This is a genomic window from Streptomyces sp. NPDC053474, assembly GCF_044544845.1.
Lineage (GTDB): Bacteria > Actinomycetota > Actinomycetes > Streptomycetales > Streptomycetaceae > Streptomyces.
In genome coordinates this window covers 397,655-414,715 of the sequence record NZ_JBITXV010000002.1, presented here as the reverse complement: position 1 = coordinate 414,715, position 17,061 = coordinate 397,655, and the positions used below count along the sequence as shown (strand labels likewise).

The window sequence follows — 17,061 nt, the reverse complement described above, 5'->3', positions numbered from 1 at the left end:
GCTCTCTCCCGCGCGGGCCGCGTGCCCCGTCGGGTGGGCCACGGCCGCTGTCGCGTGTCGACTCAGCCGAGGGCGTGGGCGGCGAGTACGTCGCCCAGTGCTTCCTCGTGGGCTGCCGCCGGGCCGAGGGAGAGCTCCAGGTGCTTGGCCCAGGCGTGGTAGCGGTGCAGGGGGTAGTCGGTGTCGGCGCCGAAGCCGCCGTGCAGGTGTTGTGCGGTCTGGACGACGCGGCGTACGCCGTCCGAGGCCCAGGCCTTGGCCACGGCGATGTCGGCGGCGGCAGGGAGCAGCCCGTCGCCGGGGGCCGTGCGGTCCGGTGTGCTGAGGCGCCAGGCGGCCTGCCAGAGGGTCGCTTCCATCGCGCGCAGGTCGATGTAGCGGTCGGCGGCCTGGACCGCGACGGCCTGGAACGTGGCGATGGGGTGGCCGAACTGCTCGCGCTTTCCGGCGTATTCGCTGGTCATGCGCAGCACCCTGGTGCCGAGGCCGAGCGCGAGCGCGCAGGTGCCGGTAGTGAGCAGGTCGCGTAGGAAGTCCCAGGCCCCGTCGGCGGCGATGAGGTCGGAGTGGGCGACGCGTACGGAGTCCACGTGCAGCTCGCCGAGGCGTTCGCCGCTGGTGGAGATCTGCTCGGCCAGGCTCAGGCCCGGGGCGGTGCGAGGGACGACGGCGAGGACGGTGCGGCCTTCGGGGGCGGTGGCCGGTACGAGGACGAAGTCGGCGTTGTACGCCCAGGCCACGGCGGTCTGGACGCCATCGAGGAGCCAGTCGGCGCCGTCGGGCCGTGCGGTGACGGCGAGCTCGGCTCCGTCGTGTCCGGTGCGGCCGTGCGCGGCCACGGTCAGGACGACCTCGCCCCGAGCGGCCCTCGTGAGGATCCGCTGCTTCAACTCGTCGCTGCCGTAGGTCTGTACGGCGTACGCGGCGGCGCTGGACTCCAGGAGTGGGACGCGGGCGAGTACCTTCGCGGATTCGCGCAGGACGAGGCAGAGCGCGATGGCGTCGAGGCCGGAGCCGCCGTACTCGGGGGCGAGGAGCAGGCTGAGCAGGTCGGCCTCGGCGAGCTTGGCCCACAGGGCGCGGTCGAAGTCGTCGGCGACGGCCCCCGGGGCGAGGGAGGGGCTGGGCACGCCGTCGGGTGCGACGTCGGCGAAGACCGCCTGGGCCGCTTCGAGTGCTGCCTGCTGCTCCTCGGTGAAGGTGAAGTCCACTGGTCGTCCTCCCGCGCGCCGGCCTGGTCGTGTCCGTTCGCCCCGTCACCGTGTCTGACGGGCCGTCAAGATAGAACAGGTTCTAGCGGATGGGAACAGTCGCTGCCACCAGTGGTGGGCACATCCGCGCGGCAGCGGTCGGCTCAGCGGTCGAAGTCCAGCTCCACCTTGTCCGTGGTCGGGTGGGACTGGCAGGCCAGGACGTATCCGGCCTCGGTCTCCTCCGGCTCCAGCGCGAAGTTCCGGTCCATGCGGACGTCACCGGAGACCTTGAAGGCCCGGCAGGTGCCGCAGACTCCGCCCTTGCAGGCGAACGGCGCGTCCGCGCGGTTGCGCAGCACCGTGTCGAGGAGCGTCTCTCCCGGCTGTACCGGCCAGGTGCCGGAGCGGCCGTCGAGGGTCACGGTGACGGTGCTGTGCTCGCGCACCGGTGCGGCCGCGGCGGCCGTGGGGGCGTCGTCGACGTGGAATATCTCCTCGTGGATGCGGCGGCGGTCCACGCCGAGGGAGCGCAGGGTCCGCTCCGCGCTCTGCACCAGGCCGTACGGGCCGCACAGGAACCAGCCGTCGACCTCGGGTACCGCCAGCAGCGCGGGCAGCAGGGCCGCGAGCCGCTCCTGGTCGAGCCGCCCGGAGGTGAGCCCGGCCTGCTGCTCCTCGCGGGAGAGCACCGTCACCAGCTGGAACCGGTCAGGCCAGCGGTCCTTGAGGTCGGCGACCTCCTCGAGGAACATCGTGGACGCCGTGGTGCGGTCGCTCCGGATGAGGCAGAACTGGGCACGCGGCTCCCGCTCCAGGAGCGTGGTGACGATGGAGAGCACCGGGGTGATGCCGCTGCCGCCGACCACCGCCGCGTACCGGCCGGGGGCGGGGTCCAGGGTGAAGCGGCCCGCGGGGGTCATCACCTCCAGCTCGTCGCCCACGGCTATTTCCTTGTGCGCGTACGTCGAGAAGGCGCCGCCGTCCACCACGCGCACACCGACCCGCAACGTCCTGGGGGCTTCGGCGTCCTGGGGGGCGGGTGCCGGGGAGCAGATCGAGTAGGTCCGCCGGATCTCCACGCCGTCGACGACGCGGCGCAGGGCGAGGTGCTGGCCCGGGGTGTAGCGGTAGTCCTCGCGCAGGTCCGGGGGGACCTCGAAGGTCAGGGCCACGGAGTCGTCGGTGAGCTGCTCGACGGCCGCTACGCGCAGCTGGTGGAAGCGCGCCATCACAGCTCCTTGAAGTGGTCGAAGGGTTCACGGCAGGCCACGCAGCGGCGCAGCGCCTTGCAGGCCGTGGACGAGAAGCGGCTGAGCAGCTCGGTGTCGGTGGAGCCGCAGTGCGGGCAGTGGACGGCGAGGGTGAGCGGAACGGGCCCTTCGGCGGCGTGCGGGCGGGGCGGGGCGATGCCGAACTCGGCGAGCTTGCGGCGGCCTTCGGCGCTGATGTCGTCCGTGGACCAGGCCGGGGAGAGCACCGTACGCACCTGGACGTCGGCCACGCCGTGCTCGTGGAGGATCTGCTCTATGTCGGCGGACATGGCCTCGATCGCGGGGCAGCCGGTGTACGTCGGCGTCAGCTCGACCTCGACCCGGCCGGGGCCGCTGGCGTGGACGGCACGGACCACGCCGAGCTCGGCGAGGGTCAGGACGGGCAGCTCGGGGTCGGGCACCGAACCCGCCAGGGCGAGCAGGCGCGCTTCGAGGGCGGTGGGCGCGACGCTCACCATGACGCCCCCGGGTGGCTGCGGTGCAGGTGCTGCATTTCGGCGAGCATCCGGCCGAACGGCTCTGTGTGCAGGCCCTCGCGCCCCGCGCCCGCTGTCCAGGCCCCGCTCTGTGGGCCCTCCGGGACGGTGAGCGTGGCCTTCTCGATGACTCCGGTGATCGTGGCGGTCCACTGCTCGCGCAGCGTCTGCCAGGCGATGTCCAGGCCGGGTACCGGCTGGAACAGCTCTCCCGTGAACCGCCACAGGGCGTCCAGGCCGCGCTGCATCCGCTGGTGGCTCTCCGCCGTGCCGTCGCCGAGCCGGAGCGTCCACTGCTCGGCGTGGTCCTGGTGGTAGGCGACTTCCTTGGCGGCCTTCGCGGCCAGGGGCGTCAACTCGCTGTCCGTGGTGGCCAGCTGGGTGTACAGCAGGTTCTGGTACACGGAGAAGTAGAGCTGGCGGGCGATGGTGTGGGCGAAGTCGCCATTGGGCTGCTCGACCAGCTGGACGTTGCGGAAGGCGCGCTCCTCGCGCAGGAACGCCAGCTCGTCCTCGTCGCCCGCGAGGGACAGCAGGATGCGGGCCTGGCCGAGGAGGTCCAGGGCGATGTTCGCCAGGGCGACCTCTTCTTCGAGGACGGGGGCGTGGCCCGCCCACTCTCCCAGGCGGTGTGAGAGCACCAGTGCGTCGTCGCCGAGGGCGAGGGCCGCGACGTCGGCGGTGCGGGGCGTCGTGGTCACAGGTGCTTCACTCCTTCCGGGATGTCGTAGAACGTCGGGTGGCGGTACGGCTTGTCGGCGGCCGGGTCGAAGAAGGAGTCCTTCTCGTCCGGGGACGACGCGGTGATCTCGGCGGAGGGCACGACCCAGATGGAGACGCCTTCGCTTCTGCGGGTGTACAGATCACGGGCGTTGCGCAGGGCCATGTCGGCGTCCGGGGCGTGCAGGCTGCCCGCGTGGGTGTGCGAGAGGCCGCGGCGCGAGCGCACGAACACTTCCCACAGGGGCCATTCGGTCGAGCTGCTCATGCGGTCGCCTCCGCGGGGGTGCCGAGCGCCGCGGGGCGGCGGTTCTTGTCGTGGTCGCTGTACTTGGCGGCATACGCCGCTGCCGCGTCGCGCACCCAGGCGCCTTCCTCGTGGGCGCGCCTGCGCTGGGTGATGCGCTCCTCATTGCACGGGCCGTTGCCCTTGAGGACCGACCAGAATTCGCTCCAGTCGATGGGGCCGAACGCGTGGTGTCCCCGCTCCTCGTCCCATCGCAGGTCGGGGTCGGGCAGGGTGAGGCCGAGGGACTCGGCCTGGGGGACGCAGATGTCCACGAAGCGCTGACGCAGCTCGTCGTTCGAGTGGCGCTTGATCTTCCAGGTCATGGACTGCTCGGAGTGCGACGACTCGGCGTCCGGGGGGCCGAACATCATCAGGGACGGCCACCACCAGCGGTCCACGGCGTCCTGGGCCATGGCGTGCTGCTCGGGGGTGCCGCGGCTGAGGGCCAGCAGCAGTTCGTACCCCTGGCGCTGGTGGAAGGACTCTTCCTTGCAGACGCGGACCATCGCGCGTGCGTACGGGCCGTACGAGCAGCGGCACAGGGGGACTTGGTTGGTGATCGCCGCGCCGTCGACGAGCCAGCCGATGGCGCCTACGTCCGCCCAGGTCAGCGTCGGGTAGTTGAAGATCGATGAATACTTCTGGCGGCCCGAGTGCAGCTTGTCGAGCAGCTCGTCGCGGCTGACGCCGAGCGTCTCCGCCGCGCTGTACAGATACAGGCCGTGGCCCGCCTCGTCCTGGACCTTGGCCATCAGGATCGCCTTGCGGCGCAGCGAGGGGGCGCGCGTGATCCAGTTCGCCTCCGGCTGCATGCCGATGATCTCGGAGTGCGCGTGCTGCGCGATCTGGCGCACGAGCGTCGCGCGATAGGCGTCGGGCATCCAGTCGCGGGGCTCGATGCGCTCGTCGGCCGCCACGGCGGCGTCGAAGAGGGCCTCGAGCTCGGCGGTGTCCGGGACGGCGCCGGTGGCCGTGGGGCCGGGCGCGGCCCTGTCCGTCGCCGCGTCGGGCGCCTGGTGCGCTGTCGCCATCTCGGTCCCCCTCGACCTCGGGCAGTCTCTGCGTCCTCCGGCGACCTCCCGACCGATCGTTCGGTCCGCCGGAATTCAATGGTGCGGCGCCTCGCCATAAGGTGTCAACCCTGTGGATAACCTCCGTGCCGCTGTGCCTGGCGGGCGGGCCTGAGTACGGTTCCGGCGGCAGGGTTCGGTGCGGGAACGGGAAACGGGACGGAATGGACGCCTACGACAAGGGCCCGCGGGACGGGCCTGTCGGGCCTGACGGGTCCCCTGTGCCGGACGGGGCCGACGGGCCTTCCGCGCCGGACGAGGCCGTTGCGCCTTCAGCGTCGGGTGGTGCTGAGCAGACTCCCGGGGTGAGGGAGGTGCAAGAGGTCCATGGGGCGCCTGCGGCGGATGAGCTGCTCGGGACGGATGAGGCATCCGTGAGGGATGGGGCGCACGAGGCCGACGAAGGCCCCACGACCGATAGCGGTTCCCGCAGCGGTGGCGTCTCTTCGGTCGACGGTGGCGTCTCTTCCGTTGACGGTGCCGTTGTGACGGGTGGTGCCTCTGCGGCCGATGGCGCCCCTGCGGCTGATGGCACCCCTGCGATGTGTTGTGGTGCCCCTTCAGCCGACCGCGCTTCCTCCGCGGATGGTGCTCCTTCGGCCGACGGAGGCTTCCCCGCTGACGCTGGCTCGGGGGCCGAGGCGGACTCCGTGGCGCCGCAGGAGTCCTCGACCGCGGGTGCTCCTCAGAACAGCGGCGGCCCCCCGCCCGGCGTCCCCACCGGCCTCGACCTCCCCACCGGCCCCGGATCCGGCCCCGGCCTGCCCACAGGAATCGCCGGTCTCCCCCGTGGCTACCAGCTCGTCGCCGCCCTCGCGCTCGCGTTGATCGCCGTCACCGTCTGCGTGCACCTGGGGATGTTGTTCCTGCACGTCGCCCCGGCGAACACGGTGAGCAAGGAGCACGGCAAGAAGATCTACGACTGGGTGTATCCAGAGTTCGAGCAGAACTGGAAGCTGTTCGCCCCCAATCCGCTGCAGCAGAACGTCGCGGTGCAGGCCCGCGCGCAGCTGCGTACCGCCGACGGCGGCCGCCGGGTCACCCGCTGGTACGACCTGTCGGCGCAGGACGGCGCGGCCATCGACCACAATCTCCTGCCGAGCCACACCCAGCAGAACGAACTGCGCCGGGCCTGGGACTTCTTCGTGTCCACGCACGACGCGCAGAATCGTCCCACCGGTCTGCGCGGCGAGATCTCCGAGCGCTACGTCCGCCGCATCGTGCTGCTGCGCATCGACCGCCACGAGCCGCTCGCGCGCGGTGAGGCGATCGACCAGGTGCAGGTCCGCTCGCGGACGACGGGCGTACGGCCGCCGAAGTGGAGCGACGAGAAGAACAACGCCAAACCGGTCCTCCGGTTGCTGCCGTGGTGGTCGGTGACCCCGGACGACCTGCCGCTGGCCGACGACACGCGCGCGAGGCGGGACGTCGCCGAGGGGAGTGGTGCCCGGTGAGCCGCCCGAAGGAGCGTCAAGTGCCGCGTCTCGAACCGCTCGCGCGGGGGCTCCAGCGCGTCACCGCGCAGGCCCTCGGGCCGTACCAGAGCGCGGTGGTCCGCATCGGCTTCGCGGCGACGTGGCTGCTGTTCCTGCTGCGCGAACTGCCGCACCGGAACGAGCTGTACGGGCCCGACGGCCCGTGGGGCTGGGACATGGCGCGCCAGGTGCTCTCCGAGAACGACGCCTTCACGGTGCTCATGTGGTCCGACGCGCAGCTCTGGTTCCAGTTCGTCTACGGCTTCGCCATGCTCACCAGCGCGCTGCTGCTGGTGGGATGGCGTACGCGGACCATGTCCGTGCTGTTCATGATCGGTGTCCTCTCGCTGCAGAACCGCAGCATCTTCATGGGCGACGGCGGCGACAACGTCATCCATCTGATGGCGATCTACCTGGTGTTCACGCGCTGCGGCCAGGTGTGGTCCCTGGACGCGCGACGACGGACACGCGCGCGTGCGGACGGCGTGGACCGGGTCGGTCCCGCGCTGTGGGGGGCGCTCGGGCTCGCGCTGGCTCTCGTGACGGGCATGGATGAGTTCGGCTGGTTCTGGCTGGTGCTCTTCTGGGGGCTGTGGGCGTCCCAGGGCCTGTGGTGGGCCGCCGGACGGCACGCGCCGCGCGGGGCGCCGCGGCTGCTGCTCGACGTCGTGGCCAACCTCGTGCACAACGCGGCCCTGCTCGTGATCATGGTCGAGGCGTGTCTGATCTACGCGACGGCGGGCTGGTACAAGATCCAGGGCAGTCGCTGGCAGGACGGGACGGCGGTCTACTACCCGCTGAACCTGGATTACTTCTCGCCCTGGCCCGCGCTGTCGGAGCTGCTGTCCTCGCACGGCGTGATGATCATGATCATCACCTACGGGACAGTCATCGTGCAGGTCGCCTTCCCGTTCACTCTGCTCAACCGGCGCGTCAAGAACGTGCTGTTGACGTTGATGATCTGTGAGCACGCCGTCATCGCCGTGGTCCTCGGCCTGCCGTTCTTCTCGCTCGCGATGATCGCGGCCGACGCGGTGTTCCTGCCGACGTCGTTCCTGCGGCGGCTCGGGACGTGGGCGGCACGCGCGCGTGGTGGGCTGTCCGCCCGTCTGCCGCTGTCCCGCCTCTCCCGGGGCTCCGGCCCTGCCCGGGCCCCTGCGGAGCCGCAGACGGCCCCGCAGGGCGGCCGGAGCGCACAGGAGGGCGCCGAGCACGCGCGCGTAGGCTTCGGTGCATGAGCGGTACGGATGAGGGCGACGGGCCGGGCACGGCGGACGCGGTGCGTGTGTGGCGCGGGCTCGCCGCTACGTCGGTGCTGCTGGACGGCTTTCACGCGCTGAAGCACGCGCTGCGCTTCGGCGCGCGGGTCCCGGTGGCGCTGACCAGTGACAAGGCGGCCGCGCTCGCTCTTGCGGAGGACCTCGCGCCGGACGTCACGGACGCGCTCGACGGGCTGCTCGCCGAGACCGACGACGCGACGCTGCGCGCCCTGGTGCCCCGGCTGCACCCCACCGCGGTGGCCGCTCTGGCGGTACGTCCGTCGCGCGCCGCCAACCTGGAGGTGCTGGCCCGCAGGCCGAGGACCGCGCCCGTCGTCGTCCTGGACGATCCGCGCAACCTCGGCAACGCCGGGGCGGTGATCCGGCTCGCCGCGGGCTTCGGCGCGGCGGGCGTGGTGACCACCGGCACGCTCGACCCCTGGCATCCCACGGTGGTCCGTGGCGGTGCGGGGCTGCACTTCGCCACGGCGGTGGAGCGCCTGGACGTCGACGAGCTGCCCCCGGGCCCCGTGTTCGCCCTCGACGCCGAGGGCGAGGACATCCGGGGGCTCAAGCTCCCCGACGACGCCGTCCTCGCCTTCGGGTCCGAGCGCAGCGGTCTGTCTCCGCAGCTGCGGGCCCGCGCCGAGCACTTGGTGTCCCTGCCGATGCGGCCGCAGGTCTCCAGCTACAACCTGGCGACGAGCGTCGGCATGACGCTGTTCCACTGGTCGTCGCTCCACGGCCCGGCGGACGGACCGCCGGGGGCGAAGGACTGAGCCTCCGCCCCCGCGGCCCCGGGCCCGGGGCCGTGCGCTCACGCCTCCTTGCGGATCTCCACCACGCGGAAGCGGTTGGCCACGAAGGCGCTGTCGCACAGCGCGGCGTTCGCGGCGGGGTTGCCGCCGGAGCCGTGGAAGTCCGAGAACGCCGCGGTCTGGTTCACATAGACCCCGCCGGTCAGGTTCAGCGACAGCTGGGCGCTCTCCTCCAGGCAGGCCTCCTCGACGGCGGAGGTGACGTCCGCGGAGGTGGTGTACGCGCCGACGGTCATGGCGCCCTTGTCGCGCACCGTGCGCCGCAGCAGGTCCACCGCGTCCGCCGCGGAGTCCACGGCGACGGCGAACGACACCGGGCCGAAGCACTCGCTCAGATACGCGGCCTCGGCATCCGGCTTCGCGCCGTCCAGCTTCACGATCACCGGGGTGCGCACCACGGCGTCCGGGAACTCCGGGTTGGCGATCTCCCGCGAGGGCAGGGCGACTTCGCCGATGCCGGGCGCGGCGTCCAGGCGGGTCTTCACGTCCGGGTTGACCAGGGCGCCCAGGATGCCGTTGGCCCGGGCGTCGTCGCCCAGGAGGCCGCTCACCGCGGCGGCGAGGTCCGTGACCACCTCGTCGTACGACTTGGCGCCCGCGTCCGTGGAGATGCCCTCGCGCGGGATGAGGAGGTTCTGCGGGGTCGTGCACATCTGGCCGCTGTACAGCGACAGGGAGAAGGCGAGGTTCGCCAGCATGCCCTTGTAGTTGTCGGTCGACTCGATGACGACCGTGTTGACCCCTGCCTTCTCCGTGTAGACCTGCGCCTGGCGGGCGTGGGTCTCCAGCCAGTCGCCGAAGGCCGTGGAGCCCGTGTAGTCAATGATCTTGACCTCGGGGCGGACGGCGAGGGTCTTGGCGATGCCTTCGCCGGGGCGCTCGGCGGCGAGCGCGACCAGGTTCGGATCGAAGCCCGCCTCGGCGAGGACCTCGCGGGCGACCCGCACCGTCAGGGCGAGCGGGAGCACGGCGCGCGGGTGGGGCTTGACCAGGACCGCGTTGCCCGTGGCCAGGGAGGCGAAGAGGCCCGGGTAGCCGTTCCACGTCGGGAAGGTGTTGCAGCCGATCAGGAGGGCGATGCCGCGGCCGACCGGGGTGAAGCGCTTGGTGAGGACCAGGGGGTCGCGCTTGCCCTGGGGCTTGTTCCACTCGGCGGTGCCGGGGGTGCGGGCCTGCTCGGCATACGCGTACGCCACCGCTTCCAGGCCACGGTCCTGGGCGTGCGGGCCACCCGCCTGGAACGCCATCATGAAGGCCTGGCCACTGGTGTGCATGACCGCGTGCGCGAACTCGTGCGTGCGGGCGCTGATGCGCGACAGGATCTCCAGACAGACCGCCGCGCGCGCCTCGGCGCCCGCGTCGCGCCAGCCGGACAGGCCCGCGCGCATCGCGGGGAGCAGGGTGTCCACGTCCGGGTGCGGATACGTGATGCCCAACTCGGGGCCGAAGGGGGAGACTTCCGCGCCCGTCCAGTCGTCCGTGCCGGGCTGGTCGAGGTCGAAGCGGCCGTTCAGGAGGGACTCGAAGGCGGCCTTGCCTTCCGGCAGGCTCAGGCTGCCGTTCTCCCCATAGGCCTTGGGGTGCTCGGGGTGCGGCGACCAGTACGCGCGCGTGCTGATGGCCTCGAGGGCCTGGTCGAGCGTGGGCCGGTGCTTGGCGATCAGCTGGTGCGCGGTGACTTCGGCGGCCATGAGGGACCAACTCCTCGTCGAGTCAGCTCTCCTTCGAGCTGGCGAGCTGGGCAGGGACGGTGGGCAGGAACAGCTGGACAGAGCTAGAGTAACCGAACGATCGGTCGGGACAAGAGGGTCTGCCAAAGCTGTGGAAAACCTCCCCGCCCACCCCGAACCCCTGGCCAAGACCCTTGTGCGGGAGGATCGCGAGCATGACAGCACTCGATCTCAGCAGCCCGGTCGCCGTGGTCGGCACCGGCACCATGGGCCAGGGCATAGCCCAGGTCGCCCTGGTGGCGGGACACCCGGTGCGGCTGTACGACGCCGCGCCCGGCTTCGCGAAGACGGCAGCCGAGGCGATCACCGCCCGCCTTGACCGGCTGGTGGAGAAGGGCCGCCTCGACGCGGCCGCCCGTGCCGCGGCCGCCGGGCGCCTCACGGCGGTCGACGACCTGGCCGAGCTCGCCGGGTGCGGGCTCGTGGTCGAGGCCGTCCTGGAACAACTGGACGTCAAGCAGAAGCTGTTCCAGGACCTTGAGGGCGTCGTCTCCGAGGACTGTCTGCTCGCCACGAACACCTCGTCCCTGTCCGTGACCGCCATCGCGGGCGCGCTGACCGGGCCCGGCCGCTTCGTGGGCCTGCACTTCTTCAACCCGGCGCCGCTGCTGCCCCTCGTCGAGGTCGTCAGCGGCTTCGCGACCGACGAGACGGCCGCCACGCGCGCGTACGACACGGCGAAGGCCTGGGGCAAGACCCCGGTGCGCTGCGCCGACACCCCCGGGTTCATCGTGAACCGCGTCGCGCGCCCCTTCTACGCCGAGGCGCTGCGCGCGTACGAGGAGCGGGTCGCGGACCCGGCGACGATCGACGCCGTGCTGCGCGAGTGCGGCGGCTTCAGGATGGGCCCCTTCGAGCTCACCGACCTCATCGGTCAGGACGTGAACGAGGCCGTCACGCGCTCGGTGTGGGAGTCGTTCTTCCAGGACCCCAAGTTCACGCCGTCCCTCGCCCAGCGGCGCCTCGTCGAATCGCGCCGCCTGGGACGCAAGTCGGGCCAGGGCTGGTACGCGTACGGGGACGACGCCCCGCCCGCCGAGCCGCACACCGCGGAGCCCGCCGACGCACCGGCGGCCGTCACCCTGCACGGCGAGCTGTTCCAGGCCGCGGCCCTCGTCGGGCTCATCGAGGCCGCGGGCATCCGCGTGGACCGCGAGGAGTCCGCGTGCGCGCCCTACCCGGGCTGGATCGAGCTGCCCGGCGGAGCACGGCTCGCCCTCGTCTCCGGCACGTCCGTGCACGCCATGGAGATGCCCACGATCGAGTTCGACCTGGCCCTCGACTACGCGAGCGCCACCCGGGTCGCCCTCGCCCGTGACGTGCGGGTGAGCGATGGGGCCCTCAGCGAGGCCGTGGGCCTCTTCCAGGCGCTCGGCAAGAAGGTCAGCGTCATCCGGGCCACCCCGGGCATGATCGTGGCCCGTACCGTCGCGATGCTCGTGGACATCGCGCACGACGCCGTCGCGCGCGAGGTGGCCGACGCGGACGACGTCGACACCGCCATGCGCCTGGGCGTCAACTACCCGCGCGGACCGCTCTCCTGGGGGGCGGGGCTCGGCCTCTCCTGGGTGGCCCAGTTCCTCGACGACGTGCACAGCGAGTACCCCTCGGGGCGCTACGCCCCCTCTCCGGGGCTGCGCCTCGCGGCCGCTCAGGAGGAGAACGGATGACCACGGCGAGGCGCGACACCTACACCCCGCAGACCCTCCTTGAGGTCGCCGTGCGGGTCTTCAACGAGCGGGGCTACGACGGCACGTCCATGGAGCACCTCTCCAAGGCGGCCGGTATCTCCAAGTCGTCGATCTACCACCACGTCGCGGGCAAGGAGGAGCTGCTGCGGCGCGCAGTGAGCCGGGCGCTCGACGGCCTCTTCGCCGTCCTCGACGAGGAGCACGCGCGCGCGGGCAGGGCGGTGGACCGCCTGGAGTACGTCACGCGGCGCACCGTCGAGGTGCTGGTGGCCGAGCTGCCCTATGTGACGCTGCTGCTGCGCGTGCGCGGCAACACCGACACCGAGCGGTGGGCGATGGAGCGGCGCAGGGACTTCGACCACCAGGTCGCGGCGCTCCTCAAGGAGGCCGTGGCCGACGGCGATCTGCGCTCGGACGTCGAGCTGCGCCTCGCCACCAGGCTGCTCTTCGGAATGATCAATTCCATCGTGGAGTGGTACCGGCCGGACAGTCGTGGTGCCGTCGGCGGGACGGAAGTCGCTGAAGCAGTGGTGCAGTTGGCGTTCGCGGGGTTGCGTACGGATGGCTGAGAGCCGGTGGTACGCCGACGGCTGAACCCCGTCGGCGTACCACCGGCGCGTACGGTCGGCGCCTCAGCCCTCCGTCTCCAGGTCGTCCTCCTCGAAGACCAGCAGCGTGCGCGTGCTCAGGACCTCGGGGATGGACTGCAGACGGGTGAGCACCAGCTCGCGCAGCGCCCGCGTGTCGGGCGTGTGCACCAGGAGCAGTACGTCGAAGTCGCCGCTGACCAGGGCGATGTGTGACGCGCCCGGCAGCGTGCGCAGCTGGTCGCGGACCGTGCGCCAGGTGTTCTGGACAATCTTCAGGGTGATGTACGCGGAAGCGCCCTGGCCTGCCCGTTCGTGGTTGATCCGGGCGCCGAAGCCGCGAATGACTCCGTCCTCGATGAGCCGGTTGATGCGCGCGTAGGCGTTCGCCCGCGACACGTGGACGCGCTCCGCCACGGAACGTATCGAGGCGCGACCGTCCGTGTGCAGGATCTGCAGGATGTCGCGGTCGATGGCGTCCAGCGGACGGGGCGGCGGTTCCGGTCGGCTCCCGTCCTGCTTGTCGGCCATTCGTTCAGCTGCCATGTCCCCCCGCCTCCTTACCATGGACGTAATGCGTCCATCCCAGGCTGTGCAGAACCGTTTGTCCACAGCCTGGAGGTGCCTGTAGCCAAAATGTGCCAACGACCGAACAATCGGTAGGTGAGGCGCATCACATCGCCGCGCCTCTTTTGCAGCTCCCACGAGGAGACCGCTTCCCTCAGCATCCCCCCAGGAGGTGCCGTCATGACGGTCATGGAGCAGCGGGGCGCCTATCGACCCGCCCCGCCCCCCGCATGGCAGCTCAGGACCGACCCTGAGCCGCTGCTGCCCGACGCGGCGCCGTATCGGGTGCTCGGCACCGAGGCCGCCGCCTCGGCCGACGCGCAGCTGCTCCTGCGCCTGCACGCCGAACTGGTGCGTGGACGGCGGTACAACACCCAGGCGACGGCCCTCACCAAGCAGGGCAGGCTCGCGGTGTACCCGTCCAGCACCGGCCAGGAGGCGTGCGAGATCGGCGCCGCGCTCGCCCTGGAGGAGCGCGACTGGCTCTTCCCCAGCTATCGGGACACGCTCGCGGCCGTGGCGCGCGGCCTCGACCCGGTGCGCGCCCTGACGCTCCTGCGCGGTGACTGGCACACCGGGTACGACCCGCGTGAGCACCGGATAGCGCCCCTGTGCACGCCGCTTGCCACCCAGCTGCCGCACGCCGTGGGCCTCGCGCACGCCGCCCGCCTCAAGGGCGACGACGTGGTCGCGCTCGCCATGGTCGGCGACGGCGGCACCAGCGAGGGCGACTTCCACGAGGCGCTGAACTTCGCGGCGGTGTGGCGGGCACCGGTGGTCTTCCTCGTGCAGAACAACGGCTTCGCGATCTCCGTGCCGCTCGCCAAGCAGACAGCCGCCCCCTCCCTGGCGCACAAGGCCGTCGGCTACGGCATGCCGGGCCGCCTGGTGGACGGCAACGACGCGGTCGCGGTGCACCAGGTGCTCAGCGAGGCCGTGCGCCGCGCGCGCGAGGGCGGGGGCCCCACCCTCGTGGAAGCGGTGACGTACCGCTTGGAAGCGCACACCAACGCGGACGACGCCACGCGCTACCGTCAGGACGACGAGGTGGAGGCCTGGCGCGACCACGACCCGGTCCTGCTCGTGGAGCGGGAGCTGACCGCACGCGGGCTGCTCGACGAGGACCGCGCCGCCACGGTGCGCGAGAACGCCGAGGCGATGGCGGCGGACCTGAGGGAACGGATGAACCAGGACGCCGAGCTCGACCCGATGGACCTGTTCACCCACGTGTACGCCGAGCAGACCTCCCAACTGCGCGAGCAGGCCGCCCAGCTGCGGGCCGAGCTCGACGCCGAGACCGAGTCGGACGGAGCGGGCCGATGACCACTGTCGCCGTGAAACCGGCCACCATGGGGCAGGCGCTCGGGCGCGCCCTGCGCGACGCGATGGCCGACGACCCCACCGTGCACGTCATGGGCGAGGACGTGGGCACGCTGGGCGGCGTCTTCCGCGTCACCGACGGACTCGCCGCGGAGTTCGGCGACGACCGCTGCACGGACACGCCGCTGGCCGAGGCGGGCATCCTGGGGACGGCGGTCGGCATGGCGATGTACGGCCTGCGGCCCGTCGTGGAGATGCAGTTCGACGCGTTCGCCTACCCCGCCTTCGAGCAGCTGATCTCGCACGTGGCGCGGATGCGCAACCGCACCAAGGGCGCGATGCCCATGCCGCTCACCATCCGCGTGCCGTACGGCGGCGGGATCGGCGGCGTCGAGCACCACAGCGACTCCTCCGAGGCGTACTACATGGCGACGCCGGGGCTCCATGTCGTCACGCCCGCCACGGTCGCCGACGCGTACGGCCTGCTGCGGGCCGCCATCGCCTCCGACGACCCCGTGGTCTTCCTGGAGCCCAAGCGCCTGTACTGGTCGAAGGCCGAGTGGAATCCGGACACTCCGGAGCCGGTTGAGCCGATCGGCAGGGCCGTGGTGCGGCGCACCGGGCGCAGCGCCTCACTGATCACGTACGGCCCGTCCGTGCCGGTCTGTCTGGAGGCGGCGGAGGCGGCGCGCGCCGAGGGCTGGGACCTCGAAGTGGTCGACCTGCGCTCGCTGGTGCCGTTCGACGACGAGACGGTGGCCGCGTCCGTGCGGCGCACCGGGCGCGCGGTCGTGGTCCACGAGGCGAGCGGCTTCGGCGGGCCCGGCGGGGAGATCGCCGCGCGCGTCACCGAGCGCTGCTTCCACCACCTGGAGGCGCCGGTGCTGCGGGTCGCTGGGCTCGACATCCCCTACCCGCCGCCGATGCTGGAGCGGCACCATCTGCCGGGCGTCGACCGCATCCTGGACGCCGTGGCGCGGTTGCAGTGGGAGGCGCGAAGCTGATGGCCCAGGTCCTGGAGTTCAAGCTGCCCGACCTCGGTGAGGGGCTCACGGAGGCGGAGATCACCCGCTGGCTGGTGCAGGTCGGCGACGTGGTGGAAGTGGACCAGCTGGTCGTCGAGGTCGAGACGGCCAAGGCGATGGTCGAGGTCCCGTGCCCGTACGCGGGCGTGGTCACCGCCCGCTTCGGCGAGGAGGGCACCGAACTGCCCGTGGGGGCACCCCTGCTGACGGTCGCGGTGGGCACCCCGGCGGTGGGCGCACCGGCGCGCGGTGGAGCCGCGGACAGCGGCCCGGCCCCGACGGACGAGACCTCGGGGAACGTACTCGTCGGCTACGGCACGGGAGCGGCCCCCGCCAGGCGGCGGCGGATACGCCCCGCGCTGGACGTGACGGCCACTCCGGCCTCGCAAACGGCCACCCCGGCCTCCCAGGAGGCCAACCGGACAGAGGCCCGCGCGGAGGCGCCCGAGGCGCCCCGGACCGGCTCCGGCCGGACCCCCGACGCCGGACAGGGCCCCGAGCACGACGACGGGCCCGTGCCGGTGATCTCGCCGCTCGTCCGCAGGCTGGCGCGGGAGAACGGCGTGGATCTGCGGCAGCTCGCGGGTTCGGGCCCGGACGGGCTGATCCTGCGGGCCGACGTGGAGGACGTCATGCGGGCGTCGGCGGCCACGGCCGCGCCCTCCGCGGGCCCCGCCCCGGCGTCCGCCGCCGCGCGCACCACGGCGACGGGCCTTGGCGCCACCTTCGGCAGCACCCGCGAGGGCGCGCCCGCCGCGGGGCGCGCCGCCGCGTCCGGCACGCGCGTGCCGCTGCGCGGTGTGCGCGGTGCGGTGGCCGACAAGCTGTCCCGCAGCCGCCGGGAGATACCGGACGCCACCACGTGGGTCGACGCGGACGCGACGGAACTGCTGAACGCGCGCGCGGCGATGAACGCGGCGGGCGGCCCGAAGGTCTCCCTGCTCGCGCTGCTCGCCCGGATCTGCACGGCGGCCCTCGCCCGCCATCCGGAGCTCAACTCCACGGTCGACATGGAGGCGCGCGAGGTCGTCCAGCTCGCCGAGGTCCACCTCGGCTTCGCCGCGCAGACCGAGCGCGGGCTCGTCGTGCCCGTCGTACGGGACGCGCACGCGCGCGACACGGAGTCGCTGAGCGCCGAGCTCGCCCGCCTCTCGGAGGCGGGCCGGGCCGGGACGCTCACGCCCGGGGAACTGACGGGGTCCACGTTCACGTTGAACAACTACGGAGTGTTCGGCGTCGACGGATCCACGCCGATCATCAACCACCCCGAGGCGGCCATGCTCGGCGTCGGCCGGATCGTGCCCAAGCCATGGGTGCACCAGGGGGAGTTGGCGGTCCGGCAGGTCGTCCAGCTGTCGCTCACCTTCGACCACCGGGTGTGCGACGGCGGCACGGCGGGCGGCTTCCTGCGCTTCGTGGCGGACTGCGTCGAACAGCCGGCGGTACTGCTGCGCACGGTGTGACCGGGCTCCACCTGCTGAGGGTTGCCCCGCCCCGGTGGCGCCCGGGCGTCACCTCCGAGCGCCCTCAGCGGGTGGTGCCCTCACCCGCCGGGTGCCTCCTCCCGTGA

General features: G+C 72.3%; 16 protein-coding genes. 8 read left to right on the top strand and 8 right to left on the bottom strand.

Features of this window, described 5'->3' with window-relative positions:
- Window positions 1-62: 62 nt before the first annotated feature.
- The 6 genes from ACIG3E_RS05465 to paaA form a co-directional block, all read right to left on the bottom strand.
- Window positions 63-1,211, bottom strand: a complete 1,149-nt coding sequence (locus tag ACIG3E_RS05465) for an acyl-CoA dehydrogenase family protein (RefSeq protein ID WP_399611568.1) — start codon at window positions 1,209-1,211, stop codon at window positions 63-65.
- Window positions 1,212-1,354: 143 nt separating this feature from the next.
- The gene (paaE, locus tag ACIG3E_RS05460) at window positions 1,355-2,422 is read right to left on the bottom strand and encodes a 1,2-phenylacetyl-CoA epoxidase subunit PaaE (protein WP_399611565.1); all 1,068 of its coding nucleotides are present in this window, start codon (window positions 2,420-2,422) and stop codon (window positions 1,355-1,357) included.
- Complete coding sequence (gene paaD / locus ACIG3E_RS05455) at window positions 2,422-2,922, bottom strand: 1,2-phenylacetyl-CoA epoxidase subunit PaaD (RefSeq protein WP_399611562.1); 501 nt, start codon at window positions 2,920-2,922, stop codon at window positions 2,422-2,424. Before paaD ends, paaE begins: the two co-directional genes overlap by 1 nt.
- On the bottom strand, window positions 2,916-3,641 hold the full coding sequence (gene paaC, locus ACIG3E_RS05450; RefSeq protein ID WP_399611559.1) for a 1,2-phenylacetyl-CoA epoxidase subunit PaaC: 726 nt from the start codon (window positions 3,639-3,641) through the stop codon (window positions 2,916-2,918). Before paaC ends, paaD begins: the two co-directional genes overlap by 7 nt.
- Complete coding sequence (paaB, locus tag ACIG3E_RS05445) at window positions 3,638-3,928, bottom strand: 1,2-phenylacetyl-CoA epoxidase subunit PaaB (RefSeq protein ID WP_138960827.1); 291 nt, start codon at window positions 3,926-3,928, stop codon at window positions 3,638-3,640. Before paaB ends, paaC begins: the two co-directional genes overlap by 4 nt.
- Entirely contained in the window at window positions 3,925-4,980 is a 1,056-nt protein-coding gene (paaA, locus tag ACIG3E_RS05440; RefSeq protein ID WP_399611555.1) for a 1,2-phenylacetyl-CoA epoxidase subunit PaaA, read from the bottom strand. The genes paaB and paaA overlap by 4 nt, the downstream gene beginning before the upstream one ends.
- 689 nt (window positions 4,981-5,669) lie before the next feature.
- On the opposite strand from paaA, the gene ACIG3E_RS05435 reads away from it, so the two are divergent.
- Genes ACIG3E_RS05435 through ACIG3E_RS05425 form a run of 3 tightly spaced genes read left to right on the top strand, consistent with a single transcriptional unit; the run spans window position 5,670 to window position 8,532 of the window.
- Entirely contained in the window at window positions 5,670-6,473 is an 804-nt protein-coding gene (locus ACIG3E_RS05435; protein WP_399611552.1) for a DUF5819 family protein, read from the top strand.
- Between the two features lie 20 nt (window positions 6,474-6,493).
- Window positions 6,494-7,732 (top strand): HTTM domain-containing protein, encoded by a 1,239-nt coding sequence (locus ACIG3E_RS05430; RefSeq protein ID WP_399611550.1) that lies wholly within the window; start codon window positions 6,494-6,496, stop codon window positions 7,730-7,732.
- Entirely contained in the window at window positions 7,729-8,532 is an 804-nt protein-coding gene (locus ACIG3E_RS05425) for a TrmH family RNA methyltransferase (RefSeq protein WP_399611548.1), read from the top strand. The genes ACIG3E_RS05430 and ACIG3E_RS05425 overlap by 4 nt, the downstream gene beginning before the upstream one ends.
- A gap of 38 nt (window positions 8,533-8,570) precedes the next feature.
- Here the strand turns inward: ACIG3E_RS05425 and paaN are convergent, their stop codons facing one another.
- Window positions 8,571-10,262 carry a phenylacetic acid degradation protein PaaN gene (gene paaN / locus ACIG3E_RS05420; protein ID WP_399611546.1) on the bottom strand — a complete coding sequence of 564 codons (1,692 nt, stop codon included), beginning with the start codon at window positions 10,260-10,262 and terminating at the stop codon, window positions 8,571-8,573.
- Window positions 10,263-10,456: 194 nt separating this feature from the next.
- Between paaN and ACIG3E_RS05415 the strand changes: the two genes are divergently transcribed.
- Together ACIG3E_RS05415 and ACIG3E_RS05410 are read left to right on the top strand one after the other, a co-directional pair.
- Window positions 10,457-11,971, top strand: a complete 1,515-nt coding sequence (locus tag ACIG3E_RS05415; protein WP_399611544.1) for a 3-hydroxyacyl-CoA dehydrogenase — start codon at window positions 10,457-10,459, stop codon at window positions 11,969-11,971.
- Window positions 11,968-12,561: a TetR/AcrR family transcriptional regulator gene (locus tag ACIG3E_RS05410; protein ID WP_399611542.1), complete on the top strand. Its 594-nt coding sequence runs from the start codon at window positions 11,968-11,970 to the stop codon at window positions 12,559-12,561. The genes ACIG3E_RS05415 and ACIG3E_RS05410 overlap by 4 nt, the downstream gene beginning before the upstream one ends.
- 63 nt (window positions 12,562-12,624) lie before the next feature.
- Here ACIG3E_RS05410 and ACIG3E_RS05405 read toward each other — a convergent pair whose 3' ends face one another.
- Window positions 12,625-13,110 (bottom strand): Lrp/AsnC family transcriptional regulator, encoded by a 486-nt coding sequence (locus ACIG3E_RS05405; RefSeq protein ID WP_399612175.1) that lies wholly within the window; start codon window positions 13,108-13,110, stop codon window positions 12,625-12,627.
- A 216-nt stretch (window positions 13,111-13,326) separates the two neighbouring features.
- Between ACIG3E_RS05405 and pdhA the strand changes: the two genes are divergently transcribed.
- From pdhA to ACIG3E_RS05390, 3 genes are read left to right on the top strand one after another with little or no spacing between them, the layout of a single operon-like run.
- A complete protein-coding gene (gene pdhA / locus ACIG3E_RS05400; RefSeq protein WP_399611540.1) occupies window positions 13,327-14,469 on the top strand; it encodes a pyruvate dehydrogenase (acetyl-transferring) E1 component subunit alpha in 1,143 nt (380 codons plus the stop codon).
- Complete coding sequence (locus tag ACIG3E_RS05395) at window positions 14,466-15,470, top strand: alpha-ketoacid dehydrogenase subunit beta (protein WP_399611537.1); 1,005 nt, start codon at window positions 14,466-14,468, stop codon at window positions 15,468-15,470. The genes pdhA and ACIG3E_RS05395 overlap by 4 nt, the downstream gene beginning before the upstream one ends.
- Window positions 15,470-16,954 (top strand): dihydrolipoamide acetyltransferase family protein, encoded by a 1,485-nt coding sequence (locus tag ACIG3E_RS05390; RefSeq protein ID WP_399611534.1) that lies wholly within the window; start codon window positions 15,470-15,472, stop codon window positions 16,952-16,954. Before ACIG3E_RS05395 ends, ACIG3E_RS05390 begins: the two co-directional genes overlap by 1 nt.
- Window positions 16,955-17,061: the final 107 nt, after the last annotated feature.